Here is a 13,886-nt window from a genome sequence, read left to right on the forward strand (position 1 = left end):
ACAACGAAGGGCGCGCCGCCTGGCGCGCCCTTGTTGATTTGCGGCAGGTCAGAACTTGAAGCCAACTTCCACGAAGATTTCCCGCGGGTTGTCAACGAACGCCGACATGTCGGCCAAAGTGCCGCTCGTCGTCCCTGTGCCGGTGCCGCCCACGAACGGAATGTCGTTCGCAGCAGTGACGACAAGACGGTTGGTCAGGTTCCGGCCGATCACCGAGACAGTCCAGAGATCGTCCTTGCCCGACAAGCTCACCGAGGCGTCGACCTTGGCAAAACCCTTCTGGAAGGCGTCGGGACGAAGCGCGTCGGTGAAGTTGTACTTCGAGGTATAGCTGACGTCGCCATTCATCCGCAGTGACATCGTCTCGCCGATCGGTGCTTCGTAAGTGAAGCCAGCCCGTCCGGCAAAGTGCGGGGCCTTCGGCGGAGTACGGCCACTGTAGTTCTGGCCATTGAATACGCCGCCTGCAGGTAGCAGGTTGCACCCGTTGGCAATGGTCTGGCCGGGATAGCACTGACCGATGAAGTCACGATATTTTGCATCGTTGTAGGCCGCTGCACCGCGCAGGCTCAGCCCATCGATGCCCGGAACGCGCAAGTTGAGATCGGCCTCGACGCCCTGCGTGCGCAGCTTGCCTGCATTGCCCGCTGTCAGCGATACGGTGGTCGGATCGAAGAACTGCACCTGCAGGTCAGAATAGTCATAGCGATAGGCCGTCAGATTGAAGCTCAGGCGACGATCGAGCAGCAGGGCGCGCAGACCGATTTCGGCGCCTTCAGCAGTTTCAGACTTGTAGCGGCCTGCCGCGACATTCGAAACCGGCGTCAGGACCTGCGAGATGTTGAAGCCCCCCGCCTTGAAGCCCTGCTTGTAGGCGGCATAGAGCGTCAGGTCGGTGGAGGGCTTGTAGCGCAGGGTAACCTGCGGCGAGAGGTTACCTTCGTCATACTTGTCGTTGAGGGCAATTCCTCCTGGGAAGGCTGCGGCGAACCCGATGTGCGCAGGCAAGGAGCGCTGGTAGCTCTTGCGGCTTTCCTTGCTGTAACGTGCCCCGCCCGAAAGTTCGAGCTGCTGCGAGAGGTTCAGCGTTCCTTCGGCAAAGAACGAGAGCGAGTCGGTGGTAAAGCCATTGTCGCGCTTGAAGGTGGTGTAGGTGTTGTTGATCGGATCGAGCGGCAGCGGCGCGATGTAGGCATCGGTATTGAAGACGAACTTTCCGTGGGCGTAGAACGCGCCGAACAGGATGTTGAACGGACCGTCAAACTTTGACTGGAAGCGCAACTCCTCCGAGAACTGCTCGAAGTCGGCATACTGCGAGAATCCGGCGGGGTAGGACTCGCCGCTCACGTTGTTCAGGTCGGTCTGCCTGAAGTGATAGTAGCCGCTGACCGAGGTGACATCAAAAGGATCGCTTTCGATGGTCCCGGTGAGGGCCACGAACTGCGACTTGAAGTCTGCATAGAGCTTGCCGTCACGGGCAAAGCGATAGCCGGTTGTTGCCACCTGAACCGGGATGGCAGAGCTGTCGGCGCGTCCGTCGATGCGGCAATCTGTGTTGGGGCTGGTCGGGAAGACTGCGCCTGGAGCGAGCGTGGAGGGCAGGGGTGTTGTCCGCCCGCCGCCGCAGATGCGCTCCAGCGTGTCCGTGGGCCCGCCATCGACCACGCTGCTGAGACCCGCCTTGAGTTCGATCTTGAAACCGTCGGAGACCTGCGCATCGACAGTGCCTCGCAGGCCATAGCTTTCTGCAAAACCGCGCCGATCAGAATTGCGCGTGCGGAACTGGCCCGGGATGTAGTTGGTGTAGCTGGCCGCAGCCGTGTTCACGAAGGCACCGTCGCTTTTGGAATAGCGACCGGCCAGGCGGGCGCGAACGGTGTCGGAAACAGGCCCGGATACGAAGGCCTCCACATAGCGCTCGCGCGCCTTGAACCCGTAACCGCCCTTGATCCCTGCATGGAATTCGTTGGTCGGACCGTTGCTGGTCACGCTGATCAGGCCGCCGGTCGTGTTCTTGCCAAAGAACAGGGCCTGCGGTCCCTTGAGCACTTCCACGCCCTTGATGTCGAATTGCGGCAGGCTGATCTCGCGGCCGCGGCTCATGGCGATGTTGTCGATCACGAACGAGACCGACTGGTCGAACCCGGCGCTCAACGCGGTCGAGCCGACGCCGCGCAGGAACACGCTGGCCGAGGAACCCGAGGCGGCTTTCCCCGCGATCAGCGAAGGCACCAGCGTTGCGATGTCCGAAACGCGGGTAGCCTGATACTGGCTCAGCGTGTCGCCGGTCACGGCAGTGATCGCCACGGGCGCGTCGATCAGGCGTTCGGCGCGGCGACGCGCGCTCACGACGATCTCATCGGTCGTGGCTGCGTCCGCTTCTGCAGCAGCACTGGCTGCGGGTTGCGGTTCATCAGCTGCAAGCGCTGGAACTGCATGAACCAGCATGAGCGTTGAACCCATGGCCGTTCCAAGCTTCAGGGCAAGCAGTGCATTTCCGTATTTCATCTCAATTCCTCCCCAGTGTTCTTGATGATGGCCTCATCGGGCAATCGCTGATTGAAAACTAACAAAAGTAGATTTTAGGGCGTGGTTGGTACCTTCGGGTTGATGCCTCGTGTTCAGGCTGCGCGAGCCAGTCGGTCTTGAAGGATCAGATCGGCTGCGCGCCACGCCATGGCCATTGTCGGCCCCTGGGTGTTGCCCGCCGGGATGATCGGCATGATCGAGGTATCGACGATCCTCAGCGCCTCGACCCCGCGGACGCGCGTTGCCGGATCGACTACCGACGCCGGGTCCTTGCCCATCCGGCACGATCCCACGGCGTGGTATCCACAAGTGCCGAAGCGGTCGTAAGCCGCGAGGATATCGGCATCGCTGGCAAACGCCGGGCCGGGCATCGTCTCTTCCTCGATCAGTTCTGCAAGCGAGGGCTGTTCGGCCCAGCGCCGGACCATGCGTACGGCGTTGACCATCGCGCTCCGGTCTGCCCCGTTGGCGCGGTAATTGGGCTGAAAAGTTGCAGCCGTATCGGGATCGGCTGTCGTCGCGTGGATTGATCCGCGCGATGTGGGACGCAGGGGATAGACGACCACGTGCATTCCGGGAAAGCGTTCCACGTCCTGCCGGCTCTTGGCAAAATCAAACGAGAACGGAGCAATCAGCATTTGCGCGTCAGGCCGGTTGAGGCCCGGCATGGTGCGGAACCAGGCACCAAGTTCATATGCAGCCGACGACATCGGGCCGGTACGCGTCAGGTAATATTGCAGGACCGAGCGCAGCAGGCGCCAGCCTTTGAATTGCTTGTTCTGCGACACGTCCTTGCGCAGCTTCCACTGCAAGATCAGGCCCCGGTGCTCGATCAGGTTCTCGCCCACTTCCGGGCTAGCGTACACCAGCGGCACGCCGATTTCGGCCAACACCTCGGGTCGTCCTATCCCTGATCGCTCAAGGATCGCCGGGCTCGCCATCGCGCCCCCGCACAGGATCACCTCGCCGTGGCAAGGCACGATGCTGCGCAGGCCGCTTTGCATGATCTCGACCCCTCGCGCGCGCGCGCCGTCGAAAATCACGCGATCGACAGTGGCGTCGGTCAGTACGGTCAGATTTGGACGACTTTCAGCCGGGCGGAGAAATGCAGTTGCCGCACTTTGCCGCTTGCCCTTGTAGATGGTGCGCGGCGTCAGGCCGATGCCATCGCCGTTGTCCGGACAGTTGACGTCTACCTTGCGCGGAAGGCCGATTGCCTCACCAGCAGCGATCTGCGCTTCGGACAATGCATCGCGGATGGTTGGCATGGAGACACGCAGCGGACCGCTATTGCCGCGCATCTCGCCCGGGCCCAGTTCGTGATTCTCCAGGGCAGCATAGGCGGGTCCGATTTCGGCCCAGCTCCAGTCGCTGCTCGTCAGCTCTGCGAGGGCGTCGAAGTCTGCAGGCTGCCCGCGCACGTACATCATGCCGTTGATCGAACTCGATCCGCCAAGCACCCGCCCGCGCACCCAGGTTTCGGACTCACCGCCGGTGCACGCGTCCGGCTGGCTGGCGTAGGCCCACAAGTGCTTCGGGTCAGCCATGACTTTGGCGAGGCCCTTTGGCATGGCGATAAAAGGGTGAGTGTCGCGCGGGCCGGCTTCGATCAGGCAGACCCGGATTCGCAGATCGGCAGACAAGCGGTTTGCCAGCACGCATCCTGCTGCTCCGGCTCCTGCAATGACGTAGTCAAAGCTTTCCACTCGATCCTCTCACCTCGATGACCGCTTTGGCGACGGTCTATCTAATGGCAATAGGTTGCCACCACCGAGCGCTTTGTGCAAGGGTGTTTAAGCGCTCGGTTAGAAAATCTATTGTCATTAGGTTTATTCGCCATTAGCGTGAGCACCGACGCTAGAGAAAGCTGGCGAGGACCGGCTTCGGGGAAAGGGAGATCATGTCGCAGACAGTGTCCAGCGCCATCGCATGGTGGGCCCGCATGCGGGGGGATCAGCCTGCCGTCGTGCTTGCCGGCGAAGTTCTCAGTTACCGTACGCTACAGGACTGGTCCGATCGCGTGGCGGCGATGCTTGTGGGAGCGGGGGTCGAGCCTGGCGATCGCGTGGCCATCTGCTCCACCAACAGCCTTGCCTATGTTGCCCTGATCTTCGGCACGATTCGTGCCGGTGCGATCGTGAGCCCTATCAATTTCCGCTACAAACCGCGCGAGATCGCCGAGTTGCTGGAAACGACCGAACCGCGTCTTGTCTTCGCCGGGCCGGATCAGGTTGCCGCTTTGCGCGAGGCGGGGGTCTCCCCGCGCGACATGTCGATGGTCGAGGGCCTGCGCGAAGGGCGTCGCGCGACGGCTGCCTACGATCCCGAACCCGATTGGCCCGTCGTCATCATCGCCACCTCGGGCTCCACGGCCAAGCCGAAGGGGGTTGTCTTCACCAACCGGACGATGACCGCCTATGCCGCCAACTGGTCGATCGAAGAGCCATCCGCGCCGGCCGGGTCCAAAGTCATCACGATGGCCCCGCTCAATACCTCTGCGGGATTCGTCCAGCTGGTGCACTACACGATCGCCGGGTGCACGCTCTACATGGAGCCGCAATTCGATCCGGCGCGCGCGCTTGATCTGATCCAGCGCGAACGTATCACCTGTTTCGCCGCCGTGCCCGCGTTCTTCGAGTTCATCGCGGCGCGGCCCGAATTCGCGAATGCAGATCTTTCGTCGCTGAAGCTCGTCACCGCAGGCGGCGCACGGGTGAGCCGGCAATTGCTGGAAACCTACCGGGCCAAGGGCATCGTGATCCGCCAGATCTACGGCCAGACCGAAGTTGGCGGCAACGCCACGATCATGCCTGCACATCTTGCCATAGACATGCCGGAAAAGTGCGGTTGGGGCGGTGCATTCATCGACATTCGCGTGGTCCGCCCCGATGGCAGCGACTGCGCGCCAGGCGAACAGGGCGAGATCCTGATGCGCTCGCCCGGCATGATGATCGGCTACTGGCGCAATCCCGAAGAGACGGCGAGGGCCCTGCGAGACGGCTGGCTTTGGTCCGGCGATATCGGCGTACTCGACGAGAACGGACTGCTGACCTTCGTTGATCGTTTGAAGGACCTCATCATTTCCGGTGGGCTGAATATCTCCGCCGCCGAAGTGGAGCGCGTGGTCTGCGAATTTCCCGGCATACGCGAGGCATTGGCCATTGCAGCGCCGGACCCCAAGTTCGGCGAAACTCCGCTCGTCGTCTATCACGGCGACGCAGAAGTCGATGTTGCTGCGCTCATCGCTCACTGCGACGCCAACCTCTCCAACTACAAAGTGCCACGCTACGTGGCGTTTTCCGCCGATCCGCTGCCCCGGCTCGCCACGGGCAAGCTGTCCAAGCCCGCAGTTCGCGAACTCTACACAGATGCGCACCTGCGCCTGCCCAAGGTTCGTTGAACGCAGAACTCCGAGGAACCCATGACCAAAGCACCAAGCCAACTGCGAGTGATCCCGCCGCATGTTCCCGCCCATCTCGTGTTTGATTTCGATATCTATGCGGACGCGCGCGTAGGCAGCGATGTTCACCAGACCTATTCTGCCGCAATCGCCGATGCGCCGGACGTCTTTTGGGCCCCGCAGAATGGCGGGCACTGGATGGTCCAGCGCATGGACGCCATATCTGCCATCGCGACGGACCCGGAACATTTCTCGGTGCGCGAGATGCAGATTCCACGCGTCCCCAATCCGCCGTTCTTCATTCCGCTCAGCCTGGATCCGCCAGAAAATCTGCCGTACCGACGCGCCATGGCGCCGATGTTCGGCCCGGTAGCGGTAAAGGCGATGGAGCCGCGTCTGCGCGCATGGGCTGGTGAAATCATCGACGCGGCCCTGCAGAAGGGCACGTTCGACTTCATGGCCGATGTCGCCAAGGTTTTCCCCGTCAGCGTTTTCATGGAACTGATGGGCATGGATCTTTCGCGCCTGCATGAGTTCCGTGATCTTGCCGAGCGGTTCTTTGAGAACCAGAACGATGCCGCGCAGATAGAGGCTCTGAGCGGCCAGATTCTGGGCGTCATGAAGGCGTTGATAGACGAGAAGCGCAGTACGCCGGACGACAAGCTCATGAGCCATTTCATCCAGGCAGACATGGGTGGCGGGCGCACGATGAGCGAGGACGAAATCCTGGCGATGAGCTTCGTGCTGTTCCTCGGCGGCATGGACACGGTCACCAACGTGACCGGCTTTGCCTATCAGCAACTTGCACAGATGCCCGATCTGCAGGCCCGACTTATGGCCGACGCAGAAGGTCTCTCGGGTGCTTTCGCCGACGAGGCGGTGCGCATGTTCGGCGTGGTCAATACGCCGCGCCTTGTGGTCAAGGACATCGACCTCATGGGCGTTCCGTTCCGCGAAGGCGACATGGTATTGAACCTGCTGCCCATCGGAAGCCGTGACGATCGCAAGTTCGATCAGCCCCACGTGCTCGACATCGATCGCAAGAAGGTGGCGCACGTGACCTTTTCCACGGGCCCGCACCTTTGCATCGGCCATGTCCTCGGCCGTGCCGAGATCAAGGTGCTGACCGAGGAGTGGTTCAAGCGCGTGCAGTCGTTCAGCCTCGCGGCAGACAAGCCGCGCCCCTTCCGTACCGGTACGGTGATGGCGCTCGAGGCGCTGCCGGTTTCCGTGAACGCAGCATCATGAACCATCGCCTTGACGGCGCGGATGCGCCCTATTGGCAGGGCCTCGAAACAGGGCGGCTGCAACTGCCGCGTTGTGCGTCCTGCAGGCGCTGGCTCTGGCCTGCCGGGCACCGCTGCTCCACCTGTGGCTCGATCGGGATGGTGTGGGAGGAGAGGCCGTTGCGCGCCACGGTCTATTCGTGGACTCGCACTTGGCATCGCTTCGCCCTGACCGAGGCGCTCGATCTGCCCTATGTCAGCATCGTCGCCGAAATTGAAGATTGCGGCATTCGCCTGATGGGCCGGATGGATGACGCTTCGCCAGATGACCCCGCCATTGGCGAGGCGGTGGTAGGTCGGATCGACAGGACCCGCGTTGGTGATGATGCCATCCCCACGATCATCTGGAGTCGCGCGGCATGACCCATCCGCTTTACGGGACGACGGCAGTTGCCGGTGTGGGCCTCCGCCAGTTCAAGCGTGGCGCATCGCCGCTGCCAGAGCGCAGCCTTCTGGTCGAAGCGATACTCGACGCCTGCCTGGAAGCAGGATTGAATCCTGCCGAAGTGGACGGCTTCGTCTCCTATGGTGACGACAAGAACGAGCCGGTGCGGCTGATGGGGGATCTTGGCACGCGCCGCCTTGCGTGGTCGGCTTCTGTATTCGGCGGCGGCGGCGGTGGCATTGCCGGTGCTTTCGGCCTTGCCGCCAGTGCAATCATCAGCGGGCAGGCCAAGGCGGTCATCGTGTTCCGCGCGCTCGCCGAAGGGGCGAGCGGGCGCATGTCCGCTGCCGTGATGGCGCACCATCTCAACGATCATCTTCTGGCCGCCGGGCTGGTGTCGCCCGCGCAAATGTGCGCGATCCGTGCACAGCGACTATTCAAGCACTACGGCGTGCCGCAATCGATCGTCGAGGATCTGGTTCGAGCCTCATACCACCATGCGCGCAACAATCCCGACGCGGTGGGCTTCGGCCAGGACTTCGACATCGCGGCCCTGCGCACGAGCCGATGGATCGCCGAACCGTTCCGTCTGTTCGATTGCAGTCGCGAGAACGACGGTGCCGGTGCGTTGCTGCTGGTTTCGGCAGAACATGCGCAGGACCTCGCGAAGCCGCCCGTCTACCTACTGGGCTGCGCGCAGGGGACTGAAGCAGGCTGGGGCGATCTGCTGGAGAACGATGCGGACGACCTATACGCCACGGGCGGCTTCCGGCCCGTGGCGCGCGATCTCTATCGGCAGACCGGCCTCTCGCCTGCCGACATCGATTGTGTTCAGCTCTACGAGAACTTCGATGCGCAGGGCGTGATGTCGCTTATCGACCATGGCTTCTGCACTTATGAGAACGCAGCCGAAGTGATCCGCTTTGACAATCTGATTGCGCAGGGCGGGAAGCTTCCGGTAAATACCGCAGGTGGCAATCTCGCGCAGGGCTTCATTCACGGTATTGGCCTGCCCATCGAAGCCGTGCGCCAGCTGCGGGGAGAAAGCGCCAATCCGGTTTCTGGTGTGCGAACCTGTCTTCTCGCCGGCGGACCGGGAGCCCCGACAGTGAGTTCGGCTATCTTTGCAAACAAGGTGTTATAGGGCGAGGGGGCTGGGTCCGTTTGGGATCTCAGCCCCCATCGCACTTTCAGCCGACCTGCAGGCAGGTCGGCACGCGCGGCAGGAACACGCTCTTCGTCTCGCAGAATGCTTCCAGCCCTTCCACGCCACCCTCGCGGCCGACGCCGGACTTCTTGAAGCCACCGAATGGGTGGGTTAGGTCGAACTCGCGCCCGTTCTGGGTAAAGGTCCCGGTACGGATCGCGCGGGCGATGGCGTAGGCGCGGTCGGTGTCCTGCGTATATACCCCGCCGGAAAGGCCGAACTCGCTGGCATTGGCGATGGCGATGGCTTCCTCCTCGGTGGCATAGGGGATCACCGCAGTAACCGGGCCGAAGATTTCTTCCTGTGCGATCGTCATGGAGTTCGAGGCATCGGCAAAAACGGTCGGCTCGATGAAATAGCCGCGTTCCATCCCTACCGGACGCCCACCTCCGGTTGCAATGCGCGCTCCTTCGGCTCGTCCGCGTTCGATGTAGGAAAACACCTTGTCACGATGTCGCGCCATGGCGAGCGGCCCCATCATCGTCGCGATGTCCTCAGGATCGCCCACGGTCACTGCCTGCATCGCGGATGCCAGACTCTCGACGTAGGCATCATAGCGCGCGCGGGGGACGAGGATGCGGCTGAAGTTGATGCAGGCCTGCCCGCAGAGCATCGTGACGAGCGGCGCAAGTGCCGGGCCGAGCTCTGCGGGATCATAGTCATCAAGCACGATGGCTGCCGACTTGCCACCGAGTTCCATCGTGTATCGTGCCATCCGGCTGGCACAGACTTGGGCGATATGAAGGCCGACTCCGGTCGATCCGGTAAAGGCCACCTTGTCGACGCCCGGGTGATGCACCAGCATATCGGAAGCCTCGCGATCGGCGGGGAGCAGGTTGATCACGCCGGGCGGAAGGTCTGCCTCCTCAGCAGCCTCGGCCAGAACGAAAGCCTCCAAGGGGGTTTCCGGCGCGGGTTTCAGTATGACGGTGCACCCTGCAGCCAGGGCAGGCGCGAGCTTGACCAGCAACGAGGCAAGCGGTCCGTTCCACGGTGCGATCGCGGCGACCACACCTACGGCCTCGCGCACGACAACGGCGGTGTCGCAGGCGATGCCCTGCGCCGGACCGATCCGCTCGAAGGGGTAGGTCTCGGCCATCGCAGCATACATGTCGAGCAATCCGGCTGCTCCCGCGCTTGCTCCGCGAGACATCCAGACAGGAACGCCGACCTGCGCCAGCCAGCAGCTATCTGCGGTCGTGGCGCGCCTTTGCAGAGCGGCGGACAGGCGGCGCATTGCAGCGGCGCGTTCAGATGGGGCCATGCGCGGCCACGGTCCGCGGTCGAACGCGGCGCGCGCGGCTGCCACCGCACGTTCCACTTCCGCAGGGCCTGCTGCGGCGACATCGGGCAAGGCGGCTTCGGTGGCGGGGTTGACCGGGCGCAGCCGGTCCGTGCCTTCGACATCTATCCAGCGTCCGCCGATGAAAAGGCGATCAGGCTCGGCAATGCGCACGAGTTCGACGGATGGTGCGTTCATGATCTCTCCCAACAGATAAATCTAATCAACAAAGATTTGGCATTGCGAAAGCGCTTTTGCAATAAAATCTATTGGCAATAGATATAGCCGATGTTACCCCAATCACGAATCTGGTTAGGAAGAGGATCACGCCCGATGAACGCGCCCGCGAAGACCGCGGAGGCAGCCGCATTGCCTCTGGTGCAAACCTTCGACATGCTCAGCACGGGCCAGCGTGCCGCGATGCAGCGCATTGCCCGGCACGATGAGGCAGAGGTGCCGCAGATCGATTTCCAGACGCCTGCGTCGATGTTCACGTCGGCCGAACGCTTTGCCCTTGAGCAGCAGCACCTTTTCCGAGCGCGCGCCGTGCCGCTTGCGGTTTCGGCTCTTATTGCGGAAAACGGCACTGCGATGGGACATGACGCGCTCGGCATCCCGCTGATCATATCGCGCGACAAGCAGGGCCAGGCCCACGTTTTCCTCAATGCCTGCCAGCACAAAGGTGCCAAACTGCTGGAAACCTGCGAGCCGATGAAGGCAGCGCGGATGACCTGCCCTTACCACGCATGGACGTTCGGGCTGGATGGGAAACTCCTTGCGGTCGCGCGGCCTGAAACGTTCGTTGGCCTCGACAAGTCCTCGCGCAATCTCGTCGAGCTCCCTTCGCGCGAACATGGCGGCATCATCTGGGTCATGCTCGACCGCAATGCGGAGCCTGACTTTTCACCGCTGGTGCCGGAACTGGCCGAGGATCTCGAGGCGCTCGATCTTCCGCGCCTCCATGTCTATGGGCGCAAGCGGTTCGAGATTGCGGCGAACTGGAAGCTTGTGCTCGAACCCTTCCTTGAAGGCTATCACGTCCAGCGCCTACACGCGCAGACCGTGGGGCCGATGTTTGCAGATGTTCCCAACGTGGTCGACCTGCTCGGGCCCACGATCCGTCAGATTTCGGGGAAGGCAAACTTCACGCCCGATGACCTGGCCCTGCCTGGCGAGAACATCCACAAGACCGTGACCACGGTCTACAACATGTTCCCCAATTGCGTGGTCATAACCAGCCCCTGGTACATTTCCGTGATGCTGCTGCACCCGCGCGCTGCCGATCACACCACCGTCGAATACCATATGCTGACCCGCAGCGTGCCGGACAATCCGAAAGCCGAAGAACTCTATGCCCGGTCTTACGAGATGGTCCTCAACGTCTTTGGCAACGAGGACTTCCGCGCAGCCGAGATTAGTCATGCCGGGCTTGCAACCGGTGCACTCGACACTTGCGTCTATTCCGGCCTCGAAGCGTCGATCGCTACCTATTACGGCGTTCTCGATGGTTTTATGCCAGGCTGACGTGCACTAGAAGCAGATGCGTTGGCACGTGCGATGAACAGCAACCAAGTAGAGCGCCCGCTATGGGGCATCCGTATTTTCGAGGCGGTCACTGGACCGCTTGTAGCTATCAGTCGACTCCTCGCGGATCTCGGGGCTCGCGTTGATCGTTTTGGCGAGGCGGAGACTGTCTCGTCGGGGCCCGCCATTGCCGCGGCACGACAAGCGCATGTCGTGATCGCATCTGCCGCTCTCTGGCCCGATCTGGCCCACTTGCGCGAAGATCGTCCCGATCTTGTCTCTATGGCGGTAAGCGATTTCGGCAGCGGAAACAGCCTATCAGACTGGAAAGCCACCGGTCCGGTGCTCGATGCAATGTCGGCCATGCTCTCCCGCTCGGGCATTCGTGGGCGTGCACCGCTGCTTCCGCCCGGAGACCTGGCCTATCAATGTGCCGCAGCGCAGGCGGCGTTTGCCTTGGCCAGTGCGCTTTACCGCGCGTTGGGTAGCGGGCATGGAGCGCATTTCGATTTTTCTGCGCTCGAAGGAGCAGTGCAAGCGCTGGACCCAGGCTTTGGCATCAATGGCAGCGCGACTTTGGGCAAGCCGGTGGGCCTGCTTGATCAGGGTCGTCCTCGCAAAGGTTTCCAGTACCCCATATTCCAATGTGCCGATGGCTATGTCCGCATTTGCCTGCTGGCCAAGCGGCAGTGGCGCGGCATGTTTGAATGGATGGGCCGGCCTGCACAGTTCGCCGCCCCCGAATTCGATGCGATGGCGCCGCGGTACGCGTCGCCCGATCTCAATCCGGCGCTCGCTGCGTTTTTCTCAGGTCGCATGCGTGAAGATCTTGAGCGGGAAGGGCAGGCCCACGGGGTGCCGATTTCAGGCCTGCGGACGTTTGCAGAATTCATTGCGTCCGACCACGCCATGGCGCGGCAGGCGGTGGCCGAAAGCGCAGACGGTCGCCGCCTGCCAAACGGAATTCTGACAATCGATGGCGCGCGCATGGGCCCTGTCAGCGAAGTGCGTGCCAGTCCGTCAGGTAGCGTGCAAGAGGCGACGTCACCGGACCTGCCCTTCGCCGGACTCAGGGTGCTTGACCTTGGCGTGATTGTGGTCGGGGCAGAGCAGGCGCGCCTCTTGGGCGATTACGGCGCCGACGTTCTCAAGATCGAAAGCAACGCCTTTCCTGATGGCAGCCGCCAATCCTACCTCAAGCACGGCATGTCGGTCAGCTTCGGCGCGGGCCACCGCAACAAGCGCAGCGTCGGGTTGGACCTTCGCTCCAAGAGGGGCAGGGAACTGTTCCTTGATCTGGTCAGGCAGGCTGACGTTGTGTGCTCGAACTTCAAGCCAGGCACGCTCGAGAAACTTGGCTTGGGTCGTGAAGTGCTGCGCGACGCGAATCCGCGTATAGTGCTTTCGGAAAGCTCAGCCTTCGGCGACAGCGGGCCTTGGAGTGGACGGATGGGCTATGGCCCCCTGGTGCGTGCGGCAACGGGACTGACGCTGGCCTGGCGCTACCCGGACGATCCTGAGAGCTTCAGCGATGCCATAACCGTCTATCCAGATCATGTTGCAGGGCGGATCTGCGCGCTTGGCGTGGTTGCTCTGCTGATACGACGCCTTCGTACCGGAAAGGGTGGGCTATCCTGCGTATCACAAGCCGAAGTGATGCTTGCGCATTTTGCCGAGGCCATTGAAACCGGCGAGATTGGGGGGGAGCGCGATGCGCCATGGGGCGTTTACCCCGCCAGAGGGGACGACCAGTGGCTTGTCATCACTGTCCGGTCGACAGCGGACTGGCTCGCGCTCGCCAAACTCATCGATTTTCCAGATCCTTGCCAACTTGATTCCCCAGCGAAACGCCTTTCCGCAAAGCCACGGATCGACGCCCATGTCGCTCGCTGGGTAGCGCAACACGAACCACATGCGGCAGCGCAGTTGCTGCAGGCACAGGGCATTCCCGCTGCTCCGATGCTGCGCCTTGCCGAACTGCCCGGTCAGCCGCTTTACCGCGAACGGGGCTTCTTCCGCAGCGAAGGTCACCCGTGGATGCGCGAAACGGTCATGGGGGAGAGCTTCGTTGCCTTCAGTTTCGACATGGCGCCGCCGCCAGGGCGCCCCGCCCCATTGGCAGGGGAGCAAACTCGCGAGGCGCTTGCCGAGTGGCTAGGACTGCACGATGCGGAGCTTGATGCCTTGCAAGCCGAGGGCGCAATAGAACCGGTCTCGCCGCATATCCTCGCAGCCGCGCGCGATCACATCGCTGGCGTGAACTGAACCGAAAC

The 13,886-nt window shown here is 62.4% G+C and carries 9 protein-coding genes; 6 read left to right on the plus strand and 3 right to left on the minus strand.

Annotated elements, in window-relative coordinates; translation table 11 throughout:
• Window positions 1–48 precede the first annotated feature (48 nt).
• Window positions 49–2,463, minus strand: coding sequence for a TonB-dependent receptor (locus HGI47_RS19400; RefSeq protein WP_240950309.1), 2,415 nt, complete (start codon window positions 2,461–2,463; stop codon window positions 49–51).
• A 158-nt stretch (window positions 2,464–2,621) separates the two neighbouring features.
• Window positions 2,622–4,235 carry a GMC family oxidoreductase N-terminal domain-containing protein gene (locus tag HGI47_RS23160; protein ID WP_168854429.1) on the minus strand — a complete coding sequence of 538 codons (1,614 nt, stop codon included), beginning with the start codon at window positions 4,233–4,235 and terminating at the stop codon, window positions 2,622–2,624.
• Window positions 4,236–4,429: 194 nt separating this feature from the next.
• On the opposite strand from HGI47_RS23160, the gene HGI47_RS19410 reads away from it, so the two are divergent.
• From HGI47_RS19410 to HGI47_RS19425, 4 genes are read left to right on the plus strand one after another with little or no spacing between them, the layout of a single operon-like run.
• Window positions 4,430–5,929, plus strand: coding sequence for a class I adenylate-forming enzyme family protein (locus HGI47_RS19410; RefSeq protein WP_240950310.1), 1,500 nt, complete (start codon window positions 4,430–4,432; stop codon window positions 5,927–5,929).
• Between the two features lie 21 nt (window positions 5,930–5,950).
• On the plus strand, window positions 5,951–7,177 hold the full coding sequence (locus HGI47_RS19415) for a cytochrome P450 (RefSeq protein ID WP_144905182.1): 1,227 nt from the start codon (window positions 5,951–5,953) through the stop codon (window positions 7,175–7,177).
• Complete coding sequence (locus tag HGI47_RS19420) at window positions 7,174–7,578, plus strand: Zn-ribbon domain-containing OB-fold protein (protein WP_168854430.1); 405 nt, start codon at window positions 7,174–7,176, stop codon at window positions 7,576–7,578. Before HGI47_RS19415 ends, HGI47_RS19420 begins: the two co-directional genes overlap by 4 nt.
• Window positions 7,575–8,744 (plus strand): transporter, encoded by a 1,170-nt coding sequence (locus tag HGI47_RS19425; RefSeq protein WP_168854431.1) that lies wholly within the window; start codon window positions 7,575–7,577, stop codon window positions 8,742–8,744. The genes HGI47_RS19420 and HGI47_RS19425 overlap by 4 nt, the downstream gene beginning before the upstream one ends.
• Window positions 8,745–8,790: 46 nt before the next feature.
• Here the strand turns inward: HGI47_RS19425 and HGI47_RS19430 are convergent, their stop codons facing one another.
• Window positions 8,791–10,287, minus strand: coding sequence for an aldehyde dehydrogenase (locus HGI47_RS19430; RefSeq protein ID WP_168854432.1), 1,497 nt, complete (start codon window positions 10,285–10,287; stop codon window positions 8,791–8,793).
• Window positions 10,288–10,422: 135 nt separating this feature from the next.
• Between HGI47_RS19430 and HGI47_RS19435 the strand changes: the two genes are divergently transcribed.
• Both HGI47_RS19435 and HGI47_RS19440 read left to right on the plus strand, forming a co-directional pair.
• The gene (locus HGI47_RS19435; RefSeq protein WP_206066309.1) at window positions 10,423–11,613 is read left to right on the plus strand and encodes an aromatic ring-hydroxylating dioxygenase subunit alpha; all 1,191 of its coding nucleotides are present in this window, start codon (window positions 10,423–10,425) and stop codon (window positions 11,611–11,613) included.
• 213 nt (window positions 11,614–11,826) lie between these two features.
• Window positions 11,827–13,878: a CoA transferase gene (locus HGI47_RS19440; protein WP_370521798.1), complete on the plus strand. Its 2,052-nt coding sequence runs from the start codon at window positions 11,827–11,829 to the stop codon at window positions 13,876–13,878.
• The last annotated feature ends 8 nt before the right edge of the window (window positions 13,879–13,886 follow it).

The sequence above is a fragment of the Novosphingobium sp. ERN07 genome, from assembly GCF_012641335.1.
GTDB lineage: Bacteria > Pseudomonadota > Alphaproteobacteria > Sphingomonadales > Sphingomonadaceae > Novosphingobium.

Coding starts and splice junctions, on each gene's coding strand:
- HGI47_RS19400 (WP_240950309.1), bottom strand. CDS start 2,463: ATGGGTTCAACGCTCATGCTGGTTCATGCAGTTCCAGCGCTTGCAGCT.
- HGI47_RS19410 (WP_240950310.1), top strand. CDS start 4,430: ATGTCGCAGACAGTGTCCAGCGCCATCGCATGGTGGGCCCGCATGCGG.
- HGI47_RS19415 (WP_144905182.1), top strand. CDS start 5,951: ATGACCAAAGCACCAAGCCAACTGCGAGTGATCCCGCCGCATGTTCCC.
- HGI47_RS19420 (WP_168854430.1), top strand. CDS start 7,174: ATGAACCATCGCCTTGACGGCGCGGATGCGCCCTATTGGCAGGGCCTC.
- HGI47_RS19425 (WP_168854431.1), top strand. CDS start 7,575: ATGACCCATCCGCTTTACGGGACGACGGCAGTTGCCGGTGTGGGCCTC.
- HGI47_RS19430 (WP_168854432.1), bottom strand. CDS start 10,287: ATGAACGCACCATCCGTCGAACTCGTGCGCATTGCCGAGCCTGATCGC.
- HGI47_RS19435 (WP_206066309.1), top strand. CDS start 10,423: ATGAACGCGCCCGCGAAGACCGCGGAGGCAGCCGCATTGCCTCTGGTG.